Raw genomic sequence first — 26,541 nt, 5'->3', positions numbered from 1 at the left:
AGATCCATTAGCCCCGGATCTTTATCCATAGAATTATAATTGTTAAAAATCAGGGAGGTAGTAAGATGAAATCATACTTAGCTAAACCAAGTGAAATACAAAGAAAATGGTATGTAGTAGACGTTGAAGGAATGACTTTAGGTAGAGCTGCAAGTCAAATAGCTTCTATATTAAGAGGTAAAAATAAACCAGAATTTACTCCAAATGTAGATACTGGAGATCACGTAATAGTTGTAAATGCAGAGAAAATTGTTTTAACAGGAAAGAAATTAGATCAAAAAATGTTAAGACATCACTCATTATACCCAGGCGGATTAAAAGAGATCCCTTACAGAGAAGCATTAGCTAAGAAACCAGAATTTGTATTTGAAGAAGCTGTAAGAAGAATGCTTCCAAAAGGAGTTCTTGGAAGACAAATGGCTAAGAAGCTAACAGTTTACAGAGGACCAGAGCACAAAAATCATGCTCAAAAACCAGAAGTATTAGAATTAAAATACTAATATAGTATTGTAAGGAGGAATAAATAATGGCAAAAGTTCAACATTTTGGAACAGGTAGAAGAAAGAAATCAGTTGCTAGAGTAAGACTTGTACCTGGTGAAGGTAAAGTTGTAATAAATAAAAGAGATATGGATAACTACTTTGGATTAGATACATTAAAATTCATAGTTAACCAACCATTAGTATTAACAGGAACTAAAGACAAATTTGACGTTTTAGTTAATGTACACGGTGGTGGATACACAGGTCAAGCTGGAGCTATCAGACACGGAATATCAAGAGCTTTATTAAAAGCTGATGAGAGCTTAAGACCAGAACTTAAGAAAGCTGGATTCTTAACAAGAGACCCAAGAATGAAAGAAAGAAAGAAATACGGTCTTAAAAAAGCAAGAAGAGCTTCTCAATTCTCAAAAAGATAGTATTTGTACATACAACTGTATGTTATATAAAAATAAGGAGTATATATGTAAATATATACTCCTTATTTTTATTTTGTGTAAATTTTTAGGTAAACTCATTTTATATATAATCATTAGTGAAGTTTAAATTATAACATTACTTAATATATTTATAAAAAGTTATGTTAAATTCGTGTTAAATATGTAAATAAGTATTAACATGTTTTTGATTATAGTGTATTATTAATATGGAATTTTAATGGACAAAGAAAAAGTACATATTGTGGAATGAGATTTATTGTAGGAGGTAAATTGATGTATAATATCATATTTTTGATTATTAACCTTTTAGGAGGATTAGGACTTTTTCTATATGGGATGAAGCTTATGGGGGATGGTCTTGAAAATGCAGCAGGAGATAAACTGAAGGGTATTTTTGACAGAATAACATCTAATCCAGTGAAAGGTGTGCTAACAGGTACCATTGTCACTGCTATTATTCAAAGTAGTAGTGCTACTACAGTAATGGTTGTTGGATTTGTTAATGCAGGACTTATGAATTTATTTCAAGCAACATCTGTTATAATGGGAGCTAATATTGGTACTACAATAACAGCCCAATTAATAACATTTAAATTTGATGCTTTTGCACCTGTATTTTTAGCTATTGGTGCAGTTATGATACTTTTTTGCAACAAAAGAAAAGTAAAAGAATTGGGTCAAATTATCCTTGGATTTGGTATATTATTTTTAGGATTAAAACTTATGTCAAGTGCAATGTCACCGCTTAAGGACTCAGTATTCTTTACAAATTTAATACTAAAATTAGAAGGACATACTATATTAGGTCTTTTAATAGGAATGATGATGACAGCTGTCCTTCAAAGTTCATCAGCTTCTACTGGTATACTAGTAGCATTAGCATCTACAGGAAGTTTACCATTAACAGTAGCAATACCAATATTATTAGGTAATAACATTGGTACATGTGTAACAGCATTAATATCTAGCATAGGAACTTCAATAACAGCAAAAAAAGCAGCAGTTATTCACTTGTTATTTAACCTTATAGGAGCTGTTATATTCTTAATTATCCCAGTTACATTCTTAGCTAATATAGTTTTATCAATAAGTCCAGATGTAGGTGCTGAAGCTATACCAAGACAGATAGCAAATGCACATACCTTATTTAATGTGGTAAATACCTTACTATTACTTCCTTTAATTAAATATCTTGTTTCCTTTGTTAATAAGATAATTCCTGGTGAAGATGAAAAAGATGTACCGGGTGTTAAATATATAGACGAAAGATTGCTAGAGACTCCAGCAATAGCTTTTGGTCAAACAACTAATGAAATAGTAAGAATGGGTGAGAAGGCAAAGGAAAATTTAAAAGTAGCTATGAATTCTTTTTTACAGGGAGATGAAGAGCTAATAAAGGTAGCATACAATAATGAAAAGATAATTAATCTATTAGAACATGATATAACAAGATATCTAGTTAAGTTATCTAACTCAGATTTAGGTGATGAACAGAGAGCAGAACTAGCTGCATATTTCCATGTGGTAAATGATATTGAGCGTATAGGAGATCATGCAGAGAATATCGCAGACCTTGCTAGTGAAAGAATCACTAAAAGATTGACTTTTTCTCCAGATGCTATGAATGAAATAAAAGGTATGTTTGACTATACTATAAGTGCAGTAGAAATGAGTATAGATTGTTTTAAAAGTTATAATAGAGAAAAAGCAGCAGGTATAAGGGGAATAGAAGAAAGAATAGACTCGCTAGAAAAAGAATTAAGAGCATCACACATAAAGAGATTAAACAATGGGGTATGTAATGCTGTAGTGGGAACAATTTTCTTGGATTTGATAAGCAATCTAGAGAGAATAGGTGATCACTCAATAAATATAGCTGAAATAATATATGAAAATTAAATTAATAGTTTTTTATAGCTTTTATGTTAAAAACCTTTTGGATAATGTGAATCCAAAAGGTTTTTATTATATAGGTAAAAGAATAATAGTATGAATTTATGAATAAGTATAATTACAGAGTAATAAAAAAAAGGTGGGAGGAACCATTAAGAATACTAAATTAATATCAATACTTACAGTAATTATTTTAGGATTCATATGCATGTCTGTAATTAATGTAAACAATGTGGTTACAACTTATAAAAATGCTGAATCAGAACAAGAAAAAAATAAAATAATACTAATTGATCCAGGACACGGAGGAATAGATGGAGGTGCTTCGTCTAAAGATGGAACTACAGAAAAGGATATAAACCTAAACATTGGACTTCTATTAGGGGCAAATTTAAAAAGTCAAGGATATAAGGTTGAATTTACAAGAACAGAGGATATAGGACTTTATACTGAAGGAAAATCAGTAAAAGAGAAAAAATATGAGGACTTAAATAAAAGAGTAAGTTTGAAGGAAGAAACAAAGTGTGACATATTTGTTAGTATACATCTAAATACATTTCCAGAATCATATTGTAAGGGTGCTCAAGTATGGTACTCAAATTATGAAGGAAGCGAAAGGTTAGCAAATATCATGCAAGGTACATTAAAGGATAAATTGGACCAGTCCAATAAGAGAAAAGCAAAGGCTGCAGGCACTCAATATAAAGTATTGAGAGGAAATGATACTATGGCAGGAGTTATTGTAGAGTGCGGATTCCTAAGTAATCCTGAAGAATATCAAAAGTTAAAGGATGAAGAATATCAAAAGAAAATTGCAGATGCGTTAGCTGAATCTATAAGCATTTACTTGAAAGAAGGAGCAAATTAAAGATAAGAGCCTACTTTTTCTATAAAAGGTGGGCTCTTTATAGAATATACAAAAATGTGAAATTGCAAATGATTAGTCCATATGATATTATGATTAAGGATTGGATTAAGCCATTGGTCCAAAGGGTCAGGAGATGAGATTTTGAACATTACAATTGATAAAAAAAATGGGATACCTCTCTATATCCAAGTAAAAAAACAAATAATGCATCTTATAAAAGATGGAACTTTGAGAGTTGGAAGTAAAATGCCGACAGAAAGAGAATTGTCTCAAGAGTTAGTTGTTAGTAGAAATACCATTAGCGCTGCCTATAATGAACTAGAAGCTAAGGGCGTATTAAAATCTATTCGAGGAAAAGGGACTTTCGTAGCAGAAGAAGTAGTATCATGGCAAAGTTATGATAGTAGAAGGAAAATTAATAAATTTGTGGATTTAGCTCTAGAAGAAGCTTTAGAATGCGGTATAGATCCAGATGATTTTTTGGACATAGTAACAAATAGGGTTAGTGAGAAAAAGGATGTTATGAATAAAGTTACTTCAGCATTTGTAGAATGTAATATTGAGCAAGCGAGAATGTTTAGTAAAGAAATAACATCAATAACAAGTATGAATACGATACCATTTACTTTAACAGACTTAGAAAAAATGAGTGACGACACAAAGGACAAGCTTTCGACTTGTGAAGTAATTATATCACCATTTAACCATGTAAATGATGTAGATGGATTTTTAAAAGGCATGAACAAGGAAATACTGGGAGTAGCAGTAAACCCTAATCTAGAATCCATTGTAAGAATCGCTAGACATCCTTCAGAAACAAAGTTTACTTTTATTTGTTTATCTGAAGAGTTTATATTTAAAATTAAGTCTGCACTTGATAATGCAGGTCTTTCAGATTTATCAGTTGAGTATTTTAGTATAACTGAAGAAGCTAAATTAAAACACATAATTGATAAATCGGAGGTACTAATAGTAACTCCAGGTAGATATAAGGATGTTTGTAAGCTCAATCATGAAAATAAAGAGCTTATAGAGTTTTCTTATAACTTAGACTCTACATCAGTGAAGGCACTTAAGTCAAAAATTGTAGAATTAAAGTATCAAAAAAATTAATTCAGGAGGAATTAAAAATGGAAAAGAAGACATTAGTTCTTGGTGTTATTGGAGCAGATTGTCATGCTGTAGGTAACAAAATCATGGATTATGCATTAACAGAAGCAGGGTTTGAAGTCATCAATATTGGGGTGCTATCACCACAAGAAGACTTTATAAATGCTGCAGTGGAAACAAATGCTGATGCAATAATTGTTTCTTCTCTTTATGGACATGGAGAGATTGACTGTAGAGGCTTAAGAGAAAAGTGTGATGAATCAGGATTAAAAGATATCCTTATCTATGTTGGTGGTAACATAGTTGTAGGTAAACAAGATTGGGATGATGTTTATTCAAGATTTAAAGCAATGGGCTTTAATAGAGTTTATCCACCAGGAACAAGTATAGACACTACTATACATGACTTAAAAGAAGATTTAGGAATAGAATAGACAGAAGCACATAAACTAACTAACTAAAGTAGATTTTACTTGGAGTTTTAATAGAGAGCTGGAGTGATTTAAATGAATGCATATTTACTTTTAGACTTTGGTAGTACTTATACCAAATTGACTGCAGTAGATATAGATAATGAAGAAATATTAGCTACAGCAAAGGACATAACAACTATCGAAGATGATATAATGATAGGATTTAATAAAGCTTATGATAAGCTAATGAATAAGCTAGAAGGTGAAGAAGTAAATTTTGTTGAAAAACTTGCTTGTTCATCTGCAGCTGGAGGCTTAAAGATGGTTGCAATTGGACTTGTGCCAGATCTTACAGCAGAAGCTGCTAAGAGAGCTGCTTTAGGAGCAGGAGCTCGAGTTATAAAAGTATATAGTTATGAATTAACTAAGGACGAAGTATTAGAGATAAAAAATTCTGATGTAGATATAATTCTTTTAGCCGGTGGTACTAATGGAGGAAATAAACAATGTATTCTACATAACGCAAAGATACTAGTAGATTTAGATGTTAATCTTCCTATAGTTGTTGCTGGAAACAAAAGTGCTAATGATGAAATAAAAGAATTATTTCAAAAAGCTGGATTCTATTTCAGCATAACAGAAAATGTTATGCCTCAATTAAATGCTTTAAATGTGGAACCAGCAAGAGAAGAAATAAGAAAAGTATTTATGGATAGGATAACTGATGCAAAAGGACTATCCAACGCAGAAAATTATATAAATGGTATACTAATGCCTACACCAGCAGCTGTACTTAAAGCAGCTAGAGTGTTGGGAGAAGGCACCGACGAAGAAGAAGGTATTGGAGACTTAATCATTGTTGATATAGGTGGAGCTACTACTGATGTACACTCTATAGGATATGGAGAGCCAACAAAGGGTGGAGTAAATATGAAGGGGTTAGAGGAACCTTTTGCAAAAAGAACTGTAGAAGGTGACTTAGGTATGAGATATTCAGCTGTGTCTCTTTGGGAAGCAGCAGGTAGTAGAAAGCTTAGATCGTATTTAAATGATAAAGATAGAAAAATACAAATTGAAGAAAGATGTAAATATAGGAATAGCAATATTAAAATGGTACCTGAAACAGATGAAGACATAAAATTTGATGAAGCTATGGCAAAGGCAGCTACAGAACTTTCTATGGAAAGACACTGCGGCACTGTTGAATGCATATATACTCCAATGGGAGCTGTATATAATCAATTAGGAAAAGATCTTATGGATGTAAAATATATGATTGGCACAGGTGGCGTTTTAGTTCATAGTGAACATCCAGGTGAAATATTGAAAGCAGGAACCTTTGATAAAGAAAATGCTACTTCTTTAAGACCTAGAAATCCAAAAACTTTAATAGACAAAACTTATATATTATCATCAATGGGTCTGTTAGCTCAGGATTATCCTGACAAAGCAATAAGAATAATGAAAAAATATTTAGTGGAAGTGTAAATCACTAGGAGGTAAATTAAAGTGGAACTAAAAAACAAAAAGTGGACCGAGGAAGAGTTTTTTAAGACAAGAGAAGAGGTTTTAGCACAATGGCCAACAGGTAAAGAAGTAGATTTACAGGAGGCTATAGACTACAACAAAAAAATTCCAGCACACAAGAACTTTGCTAAAAAATTAATGGAAGCAAAGGAAGCGGGCATAACATTAGCTCAACCTAGGGCCGGTGTAGCTTTATTAGATAGCCACATAGAATTACTAAACTACTTAGACAAAGAAGGTGGAGCGGATCTTCTACCATCAACAATAGATAGTTACACAAGACAAAATAGATATGAAGAATGTGAAGTTGGGATACAAGAAAGTATAAAAGCTAGAAGATCACTTTTAAATGGATTTCCAGGGGTTAACCACGGGGTTAAAGGATGTAGACAAGTATTTGAATCTGTTAACTTACCATTAGAATCAAGACACGGTACTCCAGATGGTAGATTACTTGCAGAAATTACTCATGCATCAGGTTGGACATCAAATGAAGGTGGCGGTATATCATATAACATACCATATGCTAAAAGTGTTACTCTAGAAAAAACTATTCTTGATTGGCAATATTGTGATAGATTAGTAGGTTTCTATGAAGAGCAAGGTATATCTATTAATAGAGAGCCATTTGGTCCATTAACAGGAACTTTAGTACCACCAAGTACATCTAATGCAGTTGCAATAGTAGAAGCATTACTTGCAGCAGAACAAGGTGTTAAGAATATTACTGTTGGATATGGTCAGTGTGGTAACTTAATACAAGACGTAGCAGCAATTAGAGCTCTTGAAGAGCAGTGTAGCGATTACTTAAGAGCGTATGGTTATGGTGATGTTTACCTAACAACAGTGTTCCATCAATGGATGGGAGGCTTCCCAGCTGATGAAGCTAAGGCTTTTGGTGTTATATCTACTGGAGCAGCAGCTGCAGCATTAGCAGGAGCTACAAAAGTTATAGTTAAAACTCCACATGAAGCTATAGGTATACCAACAAAAGAAGCAAATGCTCAAGGTATAAGAGCAACTAAAATGACTTTAAACTTATTAAAAGGTCAACAAATGCACTTATCTGATGAACTTAGAACTGAAATTGCTATAATTAAAGCTGAAACAAGATGCATGGTAGATAAGTTATACGAAGTAGGAAATGGTGACTTAGCGAAAGGTGCTGTTAAAGGCTTTGATATGGGAGTTATAGATATTCCATTTGCACCAAGTAAATATAATGCTGGTAAAATGATGCCTGCAAGAGATAATAATGGAGCAGTAAGATATCTTAAATTTGGAAATGTTCCATTTACAGCAGAGCTTAAAGCTTTCAATATGAAAAAGCTAGACGAAAGAGGAAAATACGAAAATCGTCCAGTTGGATTCCAAATGACAATAGATGATATATTTGCTGTGGGAAAAGGAAAGCTTGTTGGAAGACCAGAAAAATAACATTTATAATTTATAAGCTAACAATAAACTAATATAAAATTCTTAAATTATAGAAAGCAAGGTGTATTTAAATGAAAATTGTTGATGTAGTATGTTCTGCAGGAAGAACTGGATTTTATTTTGATGACCAAAGAGCAATAAAAGCTGGAGCTGGTCATGATGGATTTACTTATATTGGAGAGCCAGTAACTGAAGGATTTACATCTATAAGACAAGCAGGAGAATCTATATCTGTAATGTTAATACTTGAAGATGGTCAAGTAGCACACGGTGATTGTGCAGCTGTTCAATATTCAGGAGCAGGTGGACGTGATCCATTATTCTTAGCTAAAGATTTCATACCAGTTATAGAAAAGGAAATAGCACCAAAACTTATAGGTAGAGAATTAACTAACTTTAAATGTTTAGCTGAAGAATTTGATAAAATGTTGGTAAATGGAAAAAGACTTCATACAGCTATAAGATATGGAGTAACTCAAGCTATTCTTGATGGTGTAGCAAAAGCTAAAAAAGTTACTATGGCTGAAGTTGTAAGAGATGAATATAATACTGGAGTAGAAATTAATAGAATTCCTATATTTACTCAATCAGGAGATGACAGATACAACAACGCTGATAAGATGATTATCAAGGGAGCAGATGTTTTACCTCATGCTTTAATAAACAATGTAGAAGAGAAATTAGGCTTAAAGGGCGAAAAACTTCTTGAATATGTTAAATGGTTAAGTGATAGAGTTTTAAAATTAAGAACTAGTGAAGACTATAACCCAATATTCCATATAGATGTTTATGGAACTATAGGAGTTGCATTTGATTGTGATACAAAAGCAATGGCAGACTACATAGCAACATTGGAAGAGGCTGCTAAACCATTTAAATTAAGAATAGAAGGACCAATGGATGTAGAGCATAGAGAAAGACAAATGGAAGCATTAAAAGAGTTAACAGATGAACTTGATAATAGAAATATCAGTGTAGAATTAGTTGCAGATGAATGGTGTAATACTTATGAAGACGTAGCATTCTTTGCAGATAACAACTCAGGACATATGCTTCAAATAAAAACTCCAGATCTTGGAGGAGTAAATAATACAATAGAAGCTATATTGTATTGTAAGAAGAAAAAGGTTGGAGCTTACTGTGGAGGAACATGTAACGAAACAAATAGATCAGCAGAAGTTTGCACTAACATTGCTATGGCTTGTGGAGCAGACCAATGCTTAGCTAAGCCAGGTATGGGTGTTGATGAAGGTTACATGATAGTGAACAATGAAATGAATAGGGTTGTTGCCTTAGTAAATAGAAGAAATAAATAATACATTAGGTATATAGTAAAAAGGCGGTTTAATTAAAACTGCCTTTTTACTTATAATAATTATAAAAATGAGATATATTATTCATGGGATTTAAATTAAACTGTATTAGTGAATTAATATTGAAATAATATATTTAATCAATGAGTTTAGGAGGATTATATATGAGAGAAATTAAAGTTTCACAGATAATAGAAGCTATAAGAAAATTATGTATAGATGCAAATTACTATCTAGGTAGTGATATCAAAAACAGACTTATAAAATCTCATGAGGAAGAAGAATGGGATATTGCAAAGGGAATATTAAACAAAATATTAATCAATGCTGATATAGCTAAAAACGAAGATATGCCTATGTGTCAAGATACTGGTGTGGCATGTGTATTTATAGAAATAGGTCAAGAGGTTCAGGTAGTTGGAGGAGGCCTAGAAGATGCAATAAATGAAGGTGTTAGACAAGGATATAAGGATGGATACTTAAGAAAATCTGTAGTTAAGGATCCTTTAGATAGAGTAAATACAAAGGATAATACTCCAGCTATGATCTACTATAATATAGTTCCAGGAGATAAGCTAAAAATCACTGTAGCACCTAAAGGATTTGGTTCTGAAAATATGAGTCAAATAAAAATGTTAAAACCTTCTGATGGACTTCAAGGTGTTAAAGATTTTATAATAAAAGTAGTTAAGGAAGCAGGTCCAAATCCATGTCCACCAATAATTGTTGGAGTAGGAATTGGAGGAACCTTTGATAAGGCAGCAACAATTGCTAAAAAAGCACTTATAAGATCCATAGATGTAAGAAATGAAAATCCATTCTACGCAGAGTTAGAAGAGGAACTAGTAACTATGATAAATGAACTAGGTATAGGGCCTCAAGGATTTGGTGGTAAAACAACAGCATTAGCTGTAAATATAGAAACATATCCAACTCATATTGCAGGCCTTCCAGTAGCTGTAAATATTAATTGTCATGCTACAAGACATGCAGAAATAGAGCTATAATTAGGGGGTAAGGTTTATGGAAAAGAGAATAACTACACCACTAACAGAAGAAAAGGTAAAAGATTTAAAAGCTGGAGACAGTGTTTTATTAAGTGGAGTTATATACACAGGTAGGGATGCTGCTCATAAGAGGCTTGCAGAACTTTTAGAAAAAGGAGAAGAACTTCCTATAGATGTAAAGGATGCTGTTATATATTATGTAGGGCCAACTCCAGCAAAAGAAGGAATGGCCATAGGTTCAGCAGGACCAACTACTAGTTATAGAATGGATGCATATACACCAGCACTTTTAGACCATGGTTTAAGAGGAATGATTGGTAAAGGATTAAGAAATACTGAAGTAATAGAATCTATGAAAAAGAATAAAGCAGTATACTTTGGAGCTATAGGTGGAGCTGCAGCCCTTATTGGTAAATGCGTAAAGAAAGCAGAAATAGTGACTTATGAAGATTTAGGAGCTGAAGCTATAAGAAGACTTGAAGTAGAGGATTTACCTATAGTTGTAGTAATAGATTCAGAAGGAAATAATTTATATGAAGTAGGTAGAGAAGCTTACTTAAGTAGTAAAAAATAAGTTTTATAGGTAGAGGTGATTTAGATGGAAATTAATAAAATTTCAAAGGCTGGAACCCTAGAATCCAATGATATATACGTTATAATCATGCCTAATGAAGAGGGCGGAATAGCTATAGAACTTGAGAGTATGGTTATGAAACAATTTGGAGCTGAAATAGAAAGAGCTATTAGAGAAACTTTAGATACTTTACAAGTAAAAAATGTCATTGTTAAAGCTCAAGATAAAGGGGCTCTTGATTATACAATAAGAGCTAGAATTGAAACTGCAGTAAAAAGAGCGCAGTAGGGGGTATAAATATGAAATTAAGAAGAACTATGCTTTTTATGCCTGGAAATAATCCAGGAATGTTACAAGATGCTGCAATCTTAGGTTCAGATTCTATAATTCTTGATTTAGAGGATGCAGTAAGTCTTACAGAAAAAGATAGTGCTAGAATTCTTGTTAGAGAAGCAATTAAAAATGTTGATTATAGTGGAGTAGAGGTGGTAGTTAGAATAAATCCACTTACTACAGAATTTTCAAGTGAGGATATAGAAGTTATTGGAAGAGTTAAGCCAGATGCACTAATGGTTCCAAAGGCAACGGAAGATGAACTTATAGAGATTAGTAGTAGACTTGAAAAAATAGAAAAAGAAGAAGGCTTTGAAGACAAAGCTATAAGGTTAATACCAATAGTGGAAAGTGCTTATGGTGTTGAAAATGTATATACCATTATAAAATCATCAGACAGAATAGTAGCAGTTCTTTTAGGTGGAGAAGATTTAACTTCTGATATGGGAATTAAGAGAACTAAAGAAGGCAGTGAGATATTTTATGCTAGAAACAGGGTAGCTGTAGCTTGCAAGGCTATGAGAGTAGGGGCTATTGATACTCCATTTACAGATACTAATGACTTTGAAGGATTAGAAAAGGATACTCTACTTGCAAAATCCCTTGGAATGACTGGCAAAGCATCAATTAATCCAAGACAAATTGATACAATACACCAAGTATATGCTCCAACTAAAGCGGAGATAATCCATGCTCAAAGGGTATTAGATGCTATGGAAGAAGCTGAAAGAGAAGGTAAGGGAGTATTTTCTCTAGATGGTAAAATGGTAGATGCACCAGTTATAAATAGAGCAAAAACCACTGTAGAATTAAGTAAAAAACTAGGCCTTATTTAATGAGGGGATTGAGGTGATAATAATATGAAGAATGTATTAGGAAGAGAAATTCCGGAGTATATAGATGGATACGGAAATGTAAAGATTTTTGAAGGTGCTTTTAAAAATATGAATCCTTTAAAAAAGGTGTCAGCAAAGATTAAACCTGTAGTTCCTGGAGATGCAAAGTTAGTAAATTCTTTAGAAGAAGTTTTAGATAAAGTGGAAATTAGGGATGGAATGTGTATATCTTTTCACCATCACTTAAGAAATGGGGATTATATTCTTAACATGGTTGTAGAATCCATGGCTAAAAGAGGAATAAAGAATTTAACTGTGGCAGCAAGTTCTATATTTCCAACTCATAAGCCGCTAGTTGCTTATATTGAAGATGGTACTGTATCTAAAATATATGCAAATTATATATCAGGACCTGTAGCAGATGCTATATCACAGGGAAAATTAAAATATCCAGCTATAATGCATACCCATGGTGGAAGATCAAGAGCTATTGAAAGTGGAGATTTACATATCGATATAGCCTTTTTAGCAGCACCTTCTAGTGATATGTATGGTAATATAAATGGACTTACTGGCAAGTCTGCTTGTGGTGCTTTAGGATATGCAGTTTCTGATTCAGAATATGCAGACACTGTAATAGCTATTACAGACAACTTAGTGCCATATCCAAACTTCCCAATGGAAATAAACCAAGTTTATGTAGATTATGTAGTTAAGGTAGATTCTATAGGAAATCCGGCAGGAATAGTATCAGGAACTACACAAATTACAAAGGATCCTATAGGCCTTAAAATTGCAAAGAATGCTTTAGATACTATGATAGCTTCAGGACTAGTTAAAGAAGGTATGTCATTTCAAACAGGAGCTGGAGGAATATCTCTAGCTGTAGCTGCAGAGCTTAGAGAATATATGAATAAGAATGAAATCAAAGGTAGTTTTGCATCTGGTGGAATAACTGGCTATATTGTAGATATGTTTGAAGAAGGATTATTCCAAAGTTTACTAGATGTACAATGTTTTGATTTAAAGGCAGTAGAGTCTTGTGATAAAAATGAAAAACATATAACTATGTCAGCTTCTATGTATGGAAATGCTCATAACAAAGGAGCTGTAGTAAATAACTTAGATATAGTAATACTTGGAGCAACAGAAATAGATACAAACTTTAATGTAAATGTTACTACTGCTTCAGATGGAACTATAATGGGGGGTTCTGGTGGTCATGCAGACACCGCAGCAGGCTCTAAACTTACTATAATAGTAACAAAACTAACTAAGGCAAGGTTACCAATAATAAAGGATAAGTTGACTACTATAACTACTCCAGGTGAAACTATTGATGTAATAGTAACTGAAAGAGGAATAGCTGTTAACCCTAAGAGGGTTGATTTAATTGAAAAATTAAAAGAAGCAAACCTTAATGTGGTAACTATAGAGGAATTAAAGGAAATAGCTGAAAAAATAACAGGTACTCCTAAAGCAATAGAATTATCTAAGGATATAGTTGCAGTTGTAGAATATAGGGATGGAACTGTTATAGATGTAGTTAGAAAAACATTATAAATAAAATAACACCTGTCTAAGATATTTTATTCTTAGATAGGTGTTATTTTTTGTGTTAAATATTGGTTAGGAAGTTTAAATTTTCTTAATATATGTACAAAATTATTTGGCAATAAGTTAAATTTATATTGTTAAATAAAATAAGAAAGAGTGATGAAATAATGTGGCCTAAAGAAAAATTAAAATTCAATAGAATATTTAAGAAAAAGTTTAACATCAAGACCAGATTAATTTTAGCTTTATCAGTATTAAGCATTAGTACAATAATATTTGGAGTATATTCTATATTTCAAATGATGAAATTACATAATAGTATAGAAGGTATATCAAGTATATATGGTGGTAAAATTCAAAAGTCAGATGAACTTAGTTATCATGTTTTAAATTTTAGAACTAAAGAATATGGATATATAATGGAGACATTTTCAGAAGAAAAAAATAGAATAGAACAAGAAATGAAAGAATCAAAAGGAAATATACAATTAATTTTAGAGGATTATTTTAATTATTGTGATAGCAATAGTGAAAAAAAGGATATTGAAAATATACAAGAAAAACTTAAAGTTTACTTAGAGGTTAACAATGAAGTTATAGAAATAAATAAAAAAAATAAAGAAATGAGAAATGTTTTAACTTTAATTAAGGGAAAATCTAAAAATCAATTTGATGAATTGATAAGCTCTATTGATGAACTTAAACAAAAGAATTTAATTTATTTAGACAGTATAAATAAAGAAGCTAATGAACGTTATAAAAGAGTATTAATTACATTTATAGGCGTAACTTTTGGAATAATTTTATTTACTATTGTAGTGTGTATATATTTAACAATTTCAATTGTATATCCATTAAATAGATTAAAGGGGAAGATAAATGAATTAGTAAATAAAGGTGGTGATTTAACTCAAGATATAATTGTTGAGTCAGGAGATGAAATAGGAAAATTATCACAAGCTATCAATGTGTTTATGAATAATATAAGAAAGATAATAGTGGAAGTTAATAATTCCTCAGATAATGTTTTAAGCTCTTCTAGGGATACAGCTAGGTATATAAAAGAGCTTCATATGAATGCAGAAAGAACAACGAATACTGTAGATGAAATTTCCATGGCCATTGAGGAAGCGGCAGTAAACTCTAATGAGGTTAGTGGTTTATCTTTAGGAGTAGAGAGTTTTATAAATGATATAACCCATAAGGCTAAAGAAGGAGAGAAAATTGCAATAGATATTAGATGGAGGGCTAATGAATTAAAAGACAATGTGGAGGTATCTAACAAGAAGGCACTTCAAATATTAGAAGAAACAAAGAAAAATCTCATAGAAGCTTTGGAAAAATCTAAATCCGTCAGTGAGATAGAAAATTTATCAGGATCAATATTAGATATTGCAAATCAAACAAATTTACTAGCTTTAAATGCATCTATAGAAGCAGCTAGAGCGGGTGAGTACGGTAAAGGCTTTACTGTGGTTGCAAATGAAGTTAGAAATTTAGCGGAACATTCAAGAGTTACCGTAGAAAATATGCAACAGGTAATTAAAAATGTTAAGGAATCTGTAGATACTCTATCTATAAGCTCCAATAAGATTTTAAAATTTATAGATGATATAATAGTTAAAGACTATAAAAAAATGTACATCATAGGGGAACAATATAATAGAGATTCTATAATTATAAATGAGTTAACAGAAAGATTTAGTCACATGGCAAAAGAATTAAAGGCTGTTGTATCTACTATAACAAGTTCCATGGTAAATATAAGTGAAACAGTAAATAAAGGATCAACAGGTATAGTTGAAGTTGTAGAAAAGACCAGTTGTTTATACATCAATATTGGAGAGATAGAAAATCAGATGTTGCGAAATGAAGAAAGTGCTAGGGGATTAAAAGTGATTATATCTAAATTTACAATATAAGTTATATAATAAAGTTTTCATTATAAATTATTAATGAAGACTTTTTTTATATTGCAATTAGAATTTATATTACAATACAAAATGGGGAATAAAGATTTTATTTACAGTGCTACTATGATAACATATAAGGAGAAAGTAAATTATTTACTTAGGAGGTTTTTCAATGTCTAAGTTAAAAGATCCTTTTAAGAATGTATGAAAAAGAGAATATAATGGAGGCAAGTATGCCTATAATACCACATTAATAGCAGGAATTATAATAATAAGTATGTTATTTATTATATTAATTTGTCTGTCCTAATATTATAATAAAATTTTTAGTCAACTTATTAATAAAGTAAACTTTATTAAATTAATATCGTATTATTTATATAAAGAGAGGGAAGAAGATGAAAGAATCGCAAGGAAGAGCTCCTGTAGAAGATGCCATTCTTGTAAGCAATGTATTAAAGGGAGACGTAGATAGTTTTCAAGTTATAGTCGAGAAATATCAGCTTAATATACTTAGATTTATTTATGGAATGATAAAACAGAAGGAAGCAAGTGAGGATATTACTCAAGAGGTATTTATAACTGTATATAATAAATTAGATATGTATAATAATAAATATAGTTTTATAAATTGGGTTTTGCAGATTGCAAAAAATAAAACCATAGATTATATGAGGAAATATAGAAAGGTTTATGAAAGTGATATTGATGAAGCATATAATATATCATCTTCTGAGATGGGACCGGAAGAATCTTTAGAATATTTAGAAGTAAAAGAAAATGTAAATAAATATATAAAAACTCTAGATCAAGTTGATAAGCAAATATTAAATTTAAGGTATTCTCAGAATTTAACTTTTAGAGATATAGGTGAAACTCTAGATATTACAGAAACTACTGTGAAAAGGAGATACTATAAAGTAAGAGATGGATTCAAAGTCTTTTGCAAGTAAGGTTAGGAGGAGTCACAATGAAATGTAGTCAGTTCAAAGATAAGTTAACAGAATATATTGAAGAAAATTTGTCAGCCGAAGCAGATGAAGAAATGAGGAGTCACCTTTTAACCTGCCAAAGTTGTAAAGATGATTATGACAAAGAAGTTTTAGAATATAAAACTTTTAAAGAGGCCTTTTCTTATGAAAACATTAACTTTAAAAACTCTACAGAAAAAATAATGGAGAGTATAGATAAAAATAAATATACAAGGGGGAGAAGAGGAATGAAAAGAAAATACAAAGGAGCATTAGCTATTGCAGCTGCATTTTTATTAGGGGTTATAGTTACTCCTGTAGCTATGAAATTAATGGATGGTAAAGAAATATTTTCAGCAGCCTCATCAGGAAAGGAAGAGAATTCTACTAAGCAAGAAAATATAGTTAAATCTGAAATTGCAGAAGAAAACAACAGTAACGAACCTATAGAAAGCGTTCCAGAGACATCATCAAATGAAGAAAAGACTAGTGATGATATAAAGAAATCAGTAAATGTGAATATTGTTGACTTATATAGTAAAGCGGAAGTGACTATGTCTAAGGAGTTAACTTTTAATACACCATTTATAGCTACAGAAGATGGTAAATATGAAGCTAGTATAGAAGGTAAAGGAGAAAAGGCTATAGAAGAGGGAATAGGTATACTTTATGTAAAAGATACGTCTACAAATAAGATGTATGAGTATACTGCAATAGAGAAAAAAAGTCAGCAATCACCACTATCAATAAGTTGGTATGATGACACTCATCTTATGATAGTTCATGGTTTAGGATATGGAACATTAGTTAATGGTGAACGTATTATAATCGTAGATGTAACCACAGGTGAACAAATGCTTATAGCTACGGCTAAGGATAAAGAGCGGTTTGTATCTATAACAAGAAAAGATGATAGCTTAATATTAAAATATGTTCTTTATTTAGATGACATGATGAATGATAAAGAAGACAAATCTAAAACTTTTGACAATTATATTCTTGGAGATGTAATAGAAATAGAATAAGATAGTGTATTGCAACTAAAGGTTGCAATACCTTTTTTCTTATTCATAGTTATTGATAATAAAACTAGTAACATGATAAAATTAGTTGTAAAAAGATATATAGGAATAGATACTATAAAATATATAATAAGTTATAAAATAAAATATAAGTGGTGAAGTGATGGTTAATATAAATAAGACTTATAAAAAGGCAATGGATTTTTATTGTGATGGAAGATTAGATAAAGCATTAAATTATTGTGATAGGGTATTAAACAAAGATAGAAGTCATTCTCCTACATTGAATTTAAAGGGACTAATATATTATATTCGTGGACAATTAGAAGAAGCAAAGACTCTTTGGAAGTTAAGCTATAAATTAAATGGAGATATGGTATCTAAAAAGTATTTAGATGATTCTAGACATGATGAAGGGGATATATATATATTTAGTCAAGGTGTACATCTATTTAATGAATTTAAGGTAAAAGATGCTTTAAGGTGTTTTCTAAAGTGTGAAAGTTCCCATTTTAACAGTATAAATCTTTGGAAATACATAGCTAAGTGCCATATGCAATTAGGGCAGCATAATAAAGCTGTTAAATATATAGAGGATATTTTAACTATTGATAAACATAATCCAGAAGCTTTAAGCTTAAAAAAGCAGTTAATAGAATTAAATTTTATACCCAAAGAGACTGGGGTAAAATTTAAGAAGTTTATGGTGGTATTAGGAACAAGTATAGTTGCAGTGTGTATTGTATTATTAATAGGCATTGGAATATTTAAAGGATACAACAAAACTCATCAATGGTTACAAATCAAACAAGAAAAAAAGAATGAAGCAATTAATAAGGATAAAACAAATTTAGACAATTTCCAAGGAAATAGTGAAAAAATAGAGGGGAATTCTCATAAAGAATCAGAAAGTGATGAAATTAAAAAAGAAATACAAAAAAATGAGAGTTCTAATATTGAAAATGAAAGTTTTAATGTAAGTACATTAAAATCCTACGTAAAAGCGAAAGACTATGAAAACATTATTAAATACATAGAAAAATATGATATAGAAGGTTTAAGTATAAATGATAGGAACATAGCTCAAAATGCAGTAACTTTAATAAAGGAAAAAGGAGTATTGTCCTTATATGAAAACGGAGTTAGTTATATTGCAGATAAGAAATATGATAATGCGATAAAGAACTTCACCTTAGTTTATAAATATAGTGAGGGTATGTATCTAAATGAACATATACTATTTATGATGGCCAGTTCCTATGAAGGTTTAGAAGATATAGAAAATGCAAATAAGTATTATGAGATATATGTAGACAAGTATGAAAAAAATGGTTCATATATAGAACAATGTCTTTACTCTCTAGCAATAAATAATGAGGGAATAGATAAAGAAAAGTCAAAAAAATATGCTAAAATTCTTACTAATAGATTTAGCAAATCAGAATATAACAATAGTAGGATAAAGGCTATATTAAAATAGAACCTATTTATAGTTCTACCATAAATAGAGAGAATGGGCTACTTTATAGCTCCATTCTCTCTATTTTTATTTTAAAGTTATTAGACTTCTATTCTAGTAGGATTAACTCTATTAAGGGTATCTATGTGATATGGAGATACGATGATGATGTTACAGAAAAGTAAAAGAATCAAAATGAATTTTTTCATATAATTCATCTCCTTTTTCAGTAATTGCTATTTAGGTTATTATACTCCTTAGTAAAATTTTTATACATTTTTTCTATTTTATCATAGGCTTCATTACTTGAAGCATAAAGTGAGTCCATAAAATCTTCTCTTACATCCTTACTATCTCTACGAACTTTTTCAGTTAAAATAGCATACTTAATTTCATATAAGTAGTCATTATATGAAGATACAACTTCCGTAAAATCTTTATATAGTGATGAAAAATCATCAGGTATAGACATTTGAGATAAAATGTTTTGTACTGAAGCTAATTTTTTAGAAGTATCATCTATATTAGAAATTAAAAGTTCATAGGTCATATTGCCACTACGACATTTTAAGACATCTTCATAGAAGTTATATTTTAAGCTATCTAGTGATATAACTAGCTCTCTTAAAGTATGAATAAATTTAGTAATATCTGATGATTTTAAATCAGATATTTTCTTTAAATTATTAGAAGATATACAATAGTCTATAGTTGAATCAATTACTGAATACATAGGAACACCTAAATCATAATTATAATCTTTTTTTAGCTTGATTAAGTCATAATAGTTTTCTGTAGCATCTCTGAAGGCTTTTAAATTATTAACTGCTAGCTGAATATCACTTCCATTAGGATTTTTCAGCATTGCTTCAAGTTGCTCTATAATGAGAATATTTTCATTTAGGCCCTTAGATAAATTTTCATAATTTTCTGGTGAGATTACTTCTTTAGCAGAAGGGTTTGAATTTAAATCTATAGATATATCTATCAAGTCAGCTTTCATTTTGGTTAAAACACTAAGAGCTTTTTCAACATCTATATTATTATCTATTAGGATTTTACAGCTATTATTAACCTTCCATATAGATTTCATAGTGTTAGAAATATATCTTTCTTCTTTGTTAAAAGAAAACTTACTAAAAAAACCATAACTCATAAAAAACAAAATTATACCTATAATAAAGAAGCATAAATATTTCATTACTATGTTGTCTATTTTAATTTTTTTTCCACTCACTTACAGCATCCCCCTTTGTATTTGTAAAAAATATATTATAATTCTTTATATTAAAGTTAAAACTAAAATATTCGTAGTTATTAACATTTATTTAATTAAAATATTTTTGGTCTAAAAATTAAAATTTATATTACAAATAGAAGTATTGGTGTATAATTAAAATAGTATTATCGTTAGGTGGTGACTATATGGAAAGCTTTAATGCACTCATAAATATTTTTAAGGGAATGACTATATTTTCTCTAATTGACATTATTGTAGTTTCTTTTATATTTTATAAAGGTTATACATTAATAAAAGAGACAAGAGCAGAACAATTATTAAAAGGAATTGTACTTATATTTTTATTAATACCAGTAAGTGATGTTTTAAACTTAACAACCCTAAATTGGATATTAGAGAATACTTTAACAATTAGTGTTATTTCTATTATAATTATATTTCAGCCTGAAATTAGAAAGGCTTTAGAACATATTGGAAGAACTTCTTTTGTAGATAAAATAATTTATGAAGATGAAGAAGTTATGAAGAGTGTGGTTAATGAAATAGTAGATGCTGTGGAAGTATTGGCTGAGGATAGAGTTGGAGCACTTATAATAATAGAACAAAAGACTGGTCTTGGAGATATTATAAACACGGGAACTAAAATAAACGGTGATGTATCTTCAGCACTTCTTCAAAATATTTTTGTTGTAAATACTCCACTTCACGATGGTGCCACTATCATAAGGAATGATAAGGTTGTAGCATCAGGTTGCTTTTTACCCCTTACAAATGATGATAAGTTAAATAAACAGTTAGGCACAAGGCACAGGGCTGGAATAGGAGTTACAGAGGTAGCAGACTGTATAACTATTATAGTTTCAGAAGAAACAGGGGTAATTTCTTTAGCTATAAATGGAAGATTACTTAGAAATTACGATAAAGATAAGCTGAGAAATGTACTACTTAAAATAATGAAGAGTAGACAAAATAGAAAAGAATCATTTAAAGAGAGGGTAAAGCTATGGATAAGCAAAAAAGACAAGACATCATAATAAGAATTTGTTGTGTAATAGCAGCACTAGTATTGTGGATGTATATTCGTAGTAGCGAAGACCCTGTCACTACTAGTGTAATAAAATATGTACCGGTAAAGATACTAAATGAAGATACTCTTGCAGATAGAGATTTAGTACTAATACCAAATCAAGATTTTTATATAAATTTAACAGTAAAGGCTCCGGCATCTACAATTAAAGATTTAGATAAAAAAGAGTTCACTCTAGTAGCAGACCTTCAAGGGTATGCACTAACCCCGGGAGAAAATAAAGTTCAAGTTAAAGTAAAAGAAGCAATTCCTGGAGTTTCTGTTGTAAACTCTGATGGTCTTCTAATGAAAGTAGATGTGGATACTTTAGCAGATAAATATGTAAATGTAACATCTGGAATTGTAGGTGAAGTAGCGAAAGGATATTATAATGATGATTCTGTAATATCACCTAATTCTGTAAAAATTTCAGGGCCACAAAGATATTTAGATCAAGTGGTAGGAGCAGTAGCTCAAGTAGATATAACTAATGCAAGCACTGATATAGATAAAAACTGTAAGGTTACTTTAGTAGATTCAGACGAAAGAGAAGTTACTGGACTATCTATATATCCAGAATATGTGCAGGTGAAAATCCAGGTGAAAAAAGGAAAATATTTGGGGATAAATATACAGACTGCTGGAACGGCAGTACCAGGAGTAACTATAGTAAGTACGGAAGCAGCACCAAAGAGTATAGAGGTAGCTGGTGTAAGTGAAATAATAGATAACATAAAAAGCATTAATACAGAACCTATAAATATTAGTAATATAACTGAAAGCACTACGGTAGATGCAAATCTAATAATGCCGGAAGGTGTACACAGTGTAAATAATGAGAAAACTGTAAAAGTTAAAATTACAGTTAAGAAAATTAGTGAAAAGACTTTAAGTATACCAATAAACTATACTAATTTGGGAGAAAAACTTACACTAGAAAACTCAACTCCAACATTAAAGTTAGTTATTACAGGAGAAGAGAGTGAACTAAGTAAAATCAGTGAAGATAAACTTAAGGCTACAGTAGATTTGAAAAGTTTAACAGAAGGCTCCCATGAAGTTAAGATACAATTAGCAGGAGTACCAAATACAGTACAAGTTAAGAGCCAAACACCTGAAAATATAACTATAACCATAAAAGCCAAAACAGAGGAGACAGGTAATAATGACGGTTAAGATAAATAATTTAGTTTTAGGAATAAATGAAGATAGTTTAGCCACCTTAAAATCAAAGGTGGCTAATAAACTTAGAATAAAAGAAAGTGATTTTAAATCCTTTAAAATTACTAAGGAATCTATAGATGCTAGAAAAAAATCAGAAATAAAAATAAATTATGCTGTAGAAATTGAATGTGATAATGAAGCTAAAGTAATAGCTAGAGTAAATAGTAATGATGTTAAATTAGGTGGAGATAATTATAAAGCAGATTTTGAAATTGGAACAAAGAAGCTAGAGAGTAGACCTATAGTAGTAGGAATGGGACCAGCAGGGCTATTTGCTGGACTTCTTTTAGCTGAAAAGGGATATCACCCTCTTATAATTGAGAGAGGTGAAGATGTAGACAGTAGAACTAGAACTATAGATGGCTTTTGGAATAATAGGATACTTAATACAGAAAGTAATGTTCAATTTGGAGAAGGTGGAGCCGGTACTTTTTCAGATGGAAAGCTAACAACTAGAATTAAAGATCATAGATGTGGATATGTTCTAGAAAAACTTGTTTTAGCAGGTGCACCAGAAGAAATTACATATATGGGGAAGCCTCATATCGGAACGGATATATTAAAAAATGTAGTGAAAAATATAAGAGAAAAAATTAAGGAATATGGTGGAGAAGTAAGATTTTCATCTAAACTTGAAGATATATCAATAAGAAATGGTAAAATTTCTGAGATAGTAGTAGAAGGTGAACATATACCTTGTGATAATCTTATACTTGCTACAGGTCATAGTGCTAGAGATACTTATGAAATACTATTTTCAAAAGGTGTTTCTATATCACCAAAACCCTTTGCCGTTGGTTTTAGAGTTGAACATTTACAGCATATGATAGATGAAAATCAATATGGTAAATATGCAACTCATCCAAAACTAAGGGCTGCGGATTATAAACTAACCTATACTAGTAATAAACTATCTAGATCTGTATACAGTTTTTGTATGTGTCCAGGTGGTCAGGTAGTGGCTTCAGCATCAGAAGAAAATACTGTAGTAGTAAATGGTATGAGCAATTATAAGCGAGATGGGATAAATGCTAATTCTGCTTTAGTAGTATCAGTAGACCCTAGTGATTTTGAAGGAAATACCCCATTAGGGGGAATTGCTTTTCAAAGACGTTATGAAGCTTTAGCTTATGAAGTTGGAGGAAGAAATTATAACGCCCCTGTTCAGCTTGTAAAAGATTTTTTAAATGACAAAGTATCAAAGAATTTTGGAAGGGTGAAACCAACATATACTCCAGGAACTGAATTTGTAGATTTAAAAAGCTGTGCACCAAATTTTGTTGTAGATGCTATAAAAGAAGCATTACCTGTATTTGATAGGAAAATACCAGGATATGCAGGAGAAGATGCAATATTAACAGGTATGGAAACAAGGACTTCTGCCCCTGTAAAAATAAATAGAAATGAAAATTATGAAAGTGTTAATGTTAGAGGATTGTATCCAACGGGTGAAGGTGCTGGATATGCAGGAGGAATTGTATCAGCAGCAGTAGATGGACTTAGAGTGGCAGAACAGATTATCACAGAATATTCACCAAAATAAAACAAAGAGAAACTTGATATTTATATTATCCATTGATAATATAATATTTAAGAAGATTATTTTATCCATTCTTCTTTTCTTTTACGGGGATATGAGTTTGCAGCAAGAAGTGAAGATAGGAATTAGGATAAACAGATTTCTTAGAGCTTTTGCTCATTAGAGATTGTTATCCTTTAGGATAAATTTTGCTAAGATTTAGAAATATATAAATTTTATATACTTCTAAATCTAATGCAAAAAAATTAAAGCTAATATAAATATTTATGTGGAGGTATAGTGATGAGGGAAGATAAGCAAGTATTAGTGATTAATCCAGGATCGACATCTACGAAAATAGCTGTATTTTTGGGGGAGGAATGTATAGCCTCAGCTAGTTTATCTCACAGTGCAGAGGAAGTGAAAAAGTATTCTCATATATGTCAACAAAAGGACATGAGAACGGAAGTCATATATAATTGGCTTAATGAAAACGATTATTCACTTGAAAAGTTTCATGCTGTAGTAGGTAGAGGTGGACTTTTAAGACCTATGCCAGGAGGAACTTATAAGATAACTTACAAGATGTTAGACGACCTTATTGTTGGGTTTCAAGGACAGCATGCTTCAAATTTAGGTGGAGTTATTGCCTTTGAAATTGCAGAGAAGGCAGGAATACCATCTTATATAGTAGATCCTGTTGCTGTTGATGAAGTTGACGAAGTAACAAGAATATCAGGCATGGAAGATATATCTAGGCGTTCTCTTGTGCATGCTTTAAACATTAAAGCTGTAGTAAGAAAAGTATGTGCTGATAAAAACTTAGATTTTGAGAAAAGTAATTTCGTAGTAGCACATATAGGTGGAGGAATAACTGTATCACCAGTAAGAGGTGGCAGAATAATTGATTGCAACAATGCAAATGAAGATGGACCTTTCTCACCAGAAAGAACAGGAGGTCTTCCAGTAGGAGATTTAGTGAAGCTTGCCTTTAGCAATAAGTATACAATGCAAGAATTAAAAAACAAAATTACAAGAGAAGGTGGATTAGTAGCTTATCTTGGAACTAATGACGGAAGAGAAGTTGATAGACGTATCGATGAAGGCGATAAAAAGGCAGAATTAATATTAAGAGCTATGGCATATCAACTTAGTAAAGAAATAGGTGGAATGGCTACTGCACTATGTGGTAACATTGATGCTATAATTTTAACTGGTGGAATAGCTTATAATAAAAGAGTTACTAACTGGATTACTGAAGATGTAAAATTTATTGCACCTGTAGAAATTGTACCAGGTGAAAATGAAATGTTAGCCCTTGCAGAAGGAGCATTAAGGGTATTAAATGGTGAAGAAACACCAAAGATATATGACGATGAAGTTAAATTTGATTAACATTTGGGGGGAATCATAATGATTAAAACATTTGATGAGGTAATTTCTAAGGTTAAATCTCAATCAATGAAGAAAGTAGCAGTAGCAGTAGCGCAAGATGAACCAGTGCTTGAAGCTATAAGAGATGCTAAAAAAAATGGCATTGCAGATGCTATCTTAGTTGGAGATAAGGAAGAAATAGTAAAAATTGCAGAAACAATAGGAATGAACATAGATGAGTATGAAATTATAGATGAGAAAGATGTAAACAAGGCATCTATAGAAACTGTTAAACTTGTATCTTCAGGTAGAGCAGATATGATGATGAAGGGCTTAGTTGATACAGCTACTTTCTTAAGAGCAGTACTTAATAAAGAAGTAGGACTTAGAACAGGAAAACAGATGTCACACATTGCAATATTCGAAGTTCCTGGCTATGATAGATTATTATTCGTAACAGATGCAGCTTTTAATATGTATCCAGAACTTAAAGAAAAGATAGATATTATAAAAAATGCAGTTCAAGTAGCTCATGCTCTTGAAAATAACATGCCAAAGGTAGCGCCAATTTGTGCAGTTGAGGTTGTAAACCCTAGTATGCCAGCTACACTTGATGCTGCAAACCTTTCCAAAATGAATGAGAGAGGTCAAATTAAGGGTTGTATAATTGATGGACCATTGGCTCTTGACAATGCACTTTCAAAAGAAGCTGCAGCACATAAAAAAATATCAGGTCCAGTAGCGGGAGAAGCTGATATATTATTAATGGCCAATATAGAAGCAGGAAATGCTGTTTATAAATGCTTAACATATACTACAGAATCTAAGAATGGTGGATTATTAATGGGAGCAGCAGCACCAGTTATAGTAACATCAAGGGCAGATTCACCAGAGACAAAAATGAATTCTATTGCCCTTGCATCATTAGTAGCAGGAAGATAATAA

The 26,541-nt window shown here is 31.1% G+C and carries 24 protein-coding genes; 23 read left to right on the top strand and 1 reads right to left on the bottom strand.

Annotated features, from left to right (window positions below):
* Window positions 1–65 precede the first annotated feature (65 nt).
* The 18 genes from rplM (at window position 66) to B3B03_RS05885 (ending at window position 19,194) form a co-directional block, all read left to right on the top strand.
* Window positions 66–500: a 50S ribosomal protein L13 gene (gene rplM / locus B3B03_RS05970; RefSeq protein WP_035133357.1), complete on the top strand. Its 435-nt coding sequence runs from the start codon at window positions 66–68 to the stop codon at window positions 498–500.
* A 26-nt stretch (window positions 501–526) separates the two neighbouring features.
* On the top strand, window positions 527–919 hold the full coding sequence (gene rpsI / locus B3B03_RS05965; protein WP_035133359.1) for a 30S ribosomal protein S9: 393 nt from the start codon (window positions 527–529) through the stop codon (window positions 917–919).
* Between the two features lie 294 nt (window positions 920–1,213).
* On the top strand, window positions 1,214–2,839 hold the full coding sequence (locus B3B03_RS05960) for a Na/Pi cotransporter family protein (RefSeq protein ID WP_346847795.1): 1,626 nt from the start codon (window positions 1,214–1,216) through the stop codon (window positions 2,837–2,839).
* A gap of 202 nt (window positions 2,840–3,041) precedes the next feature.
* Window positions 3,042–3,701, top strand: a complete 660-nt coding sequence (gene cwlD / locus B3B03_RS05955; RefSeq protein WP_346847794.1) for an N-acetylmuramoyl-L-alanine amidase CwlD — start codon at window positions 3,042–3,044, stop codon at window positions 3,699–3,701.
* A gap of 141 nt (window positions 3,702–3,842) precedes the next feature.
* Window positions 3,843–4,814, top strand: a complete 972-nt coding sequence (locus tag B3B03_RS05950) for a winged helix-turn-helix domain-containing protein (RefSeq protein WP_346847793.1) — start codon at window positions 3,843–3,845, stop codon at window positions 4,812–4,814.
* 17 nt (window positions 4,815–4,831) lie between these two features.
* Complete coding sequence (gene glmS, locus B3B03_RS05945) at window positions 4,832–5,245, top strand: methylaspartate mutase subunit S (protein WP_150845891.1); 414 nt, start codon at window positions 4,832–4,834, stop codon at window positions 5,243–5,245.
* A gap of 72 nt (window positions 5,246–5,317) precedes the next feature.
* The gene (gene glmL, locus B3B03_RS05940; protein WP_346876706.1) at window positions 5,318–6,712 is read left to right on the top strand and encodes a methylaspartate mutase accessory protein GlmL; all 1,395 of its coding nucleotides are present in this window, start codon (window positions 5,318–5,320) and stop codon (window positions 6,710–6,712) included.
* Window positions 6,713–6,733: 21 nt separating this feature from the next.
* Window positions 6,734–8,188 (top strand): methylaspartate mutase subunit E, encoded by a 1,455-nt coding sequence (locus B3B03_RS05935; protein ID WP_035133368.1) that lies wholly within the window; start codon window positions 6,734–6,736, stop codon window positions 8,186–8,188.
* A 71-nt stretch (window positions 8,189–8,259) separates the two neighbouring features.
* Window positions 8,260–9,504, top strand: a complete 1,245-nt coding sequence (locus B3B03_RS05930) for a methylaspartate ammonia-lyase (RefSeq protein ID WP_346876705.1) — start codon at window positions 8,260–8,262, stop codon at window positions 9,502–9,504.
* 161 nt (window positions 9,505–9,665) lie between these two features.
* A complete protein-coding gene (locus tag B3B03_RS05925; protein WP_346876704.1) occupies window positions 9,666–10,508 on the top strand; it encodes a fumarate hydratase in 843 nt (280 codons plus the stop codon).
* A 16-nt stretch (window positions 10,509–10,524) separates the two neighbouring features.
* Window positions 10,525–11,082: a Fe-S-containing hydro-lyase gene (locus B3B03_RS05920; protein WP_346847790.1), complete on the top strand. Its 558-nt coding sequence runs from the start codon at window positions 10,525–10,527 to the stop codon at window positions 11,080–11,082.
* A 24-nt stretch (window positions 11,083–11,106) separates the two neighbouring features.
* Window positions 11,107–11,370 carry a citrate lyase acyl carrier protein gene (gene citD, locus B3B03_RS05915; RefSeq protein WP_035133374.1) on the top strand — a complete coding sequence of 88 codons (264 nt, stop codon included), beginning with the start codon at window positions 11,107–11,109 and terminating at the stop codon, window positions 11,368–11,370.
* 11 nt (window positions 11,371–11,381) lie between these two features.
* Window positions 11,382–12,251 (top strand): HpcH/HpaI aldolase/citrate lyase family protein, encoded by an 870-nt coding sequence (locus tag B3B03_RS05910; protein ID WP_346876703.1) that lies wholly within the window; start codon window positions 11,382–11,384, stop codon window positions 12,249–12,251.
* Between the two features lie 24 nt (window positions 12,252–12,275).
* Window positions 12,276–13,814, top strand: coding sequence for a citrate lyase subunit alpha (gene citF / locus B3B03_RS05905; protein WP_346876702.1), 1,539 nt, complete (start codon window positions 12,276–12,278; stop codon window positions 13,812–13,814).
* Window positions 13,815–13,942: 128 nt separating this feature from the next.
* Window positions 13,943–15,730 carry a methyl-accepting chemotaxis protein gene (locus B3B03_RS05900; protein ID WP_346876701.1) on the top strand — a complete coding sequence of 596 codons (1,788 nt, stop codon included), beginning with the start codon at window positions 13,943–13,945 and terminating at the stop codon, window positions 15,728–15,730.
* Window positions 15,731–16,119: 389 nt separating this feature from the next.
* Window positions 16,120–16,674, top strand: coding sequence for a sigma-70 family RNA polymerase sigma factor (locus B3B03_RS05895; RefSeq protein WP_346876700.1), 555 nt, complete (start codon window positions 16,120–16,122; stop codon window positions 16,672–16,674).
* A gap of 17 nt (window positions 16,675–16,691) precedes the next feature.
* Window positions 16,692–17,717, top strand: a complete 1,026-nt coding sequence (locus B3B03_RS05890; RefSeq protein ID WP_346847785.1) for a DUF4652 domain-containing protein — start codon at window positions 16,692–16,694, stop codon at window positions 17,715–17,717.
* A 160-nt stretch (window positions 17,718–17,877) separates the two neighbouring features.
* Window positions 17,878–19,194, top strand: a complete 1,317-nt coding sequence (locus B3B03_RS05885) for a tetratricopeptide repeat protein (RefSeq protein WP_346876699.1) — start codon at window positions 17,878–17,880, stop codon at window positions 19,192–19,194.
* Between the two features lie 205 nt (window positions 19,195–19,399).
* Here the strand turns inward: B3B03_RS05885 and B3B03_RS05880 are convergent, their stop codons facing one another.
* Window positions 19,400–20,410: a hypothetical protein gene (locus B3B03_RS05880; RefSeq protein WP_346876698.1), complete on the bottom strand. Its 1,011-nt coding sequence runs from the start codon at window positions 20,408–20,410 to the stop codon at window positions 19,400–19,402.
* Between the two features lie 188 nt (window positions 20,411–20,598).
* Here B3B03_RS05880 and cdaA point away from each other — a divergent pair, with 188 nt between their 5' ends.
* The 5 genes from cdaA to ptb all read left to right on the top strand — a co-directional run bounded on the left by cdaA (window position 20,599) and on the right by ptb (window position 26,538).
* Window positions 20,599–21,447, top strand: a complete 849-nt coding sequence (gene cdaA, locus B3B03_RS05875; RefSeq protein WP_035133386.1) for a diadenylate cyclase CdaA — start codon at window positions 20,599–20,601, stop codon at window positions 21,445–21,447.
* Window positions 21,417–22,655 (top strand): CdaR family protein, encoded by a 1,239-nt coding sequence (locus tag B3B03_RS05870; protein ID WP_346847782.1) that lies wholly within the window; start codon window positions 21,417–21,419, stop codon window positions 22,653–22,655. The genes cdaA and B3B03_RS05870 overlap by 31 nt, the downstream gene beginning before the upstream one ends.
* The gene (locus B3B03_RS05865; protein ID WP_346876697.1) at window positions 22,645–24,246 is read left to right on the top strand and encodes an NAD(P)/FAD-dependent oxidoreductase; all 1,602 of its coding nucleotides are present in this window, start codon (window positions 22,645–22,647) and stop codon (window positions 24,244–24,246) included. The genes B3B03_RS05870 and B3B03_RS05865 overlap by 11 nt, the downstream gene beginning before the upstream one ends.
* A gap of 279 nt (window positions 24,247–24,525) precedes the next feature.
* Complete coding sequence (buk, locus tag B3B03_RS05860; protein ID WP_346847780.1) at window positions 24,526–25,617, top strand: butyrate kinase; 1,092 nt, start codon at window positions 24,526–24,528, stop codon at window positions 25,615–25,617.
* 18 nt (window positions 25,618–25,635) lie between these two features.
* A complete protein-coding gene (gene ptb / locus B3B03_RS05855; protein WP_346876696.1) occupies window positions 25,636–26,538 on the top strand; it encodes a phosphate butyryltransferase in 903 nt (300 codons plus the stop codon).
* Window positions 26,539–26,541: the final 3 nt, after the last annotated feature.

Source organism: Clostridium sp. UBA5712, assembly GCF_002419845.1.
GTDB classification, from domain to species: domain Bacteria; phylum Bacillota; class Clostridia; order Clostridiales; family Clostridiaceae; genus Clostridium_J; species Clostridium_J sulfidigenes.
Note: the sequence above shows the minus strand (reverse complement) of the source record. Positions and strands in the feature narration are given on the sequence as shown.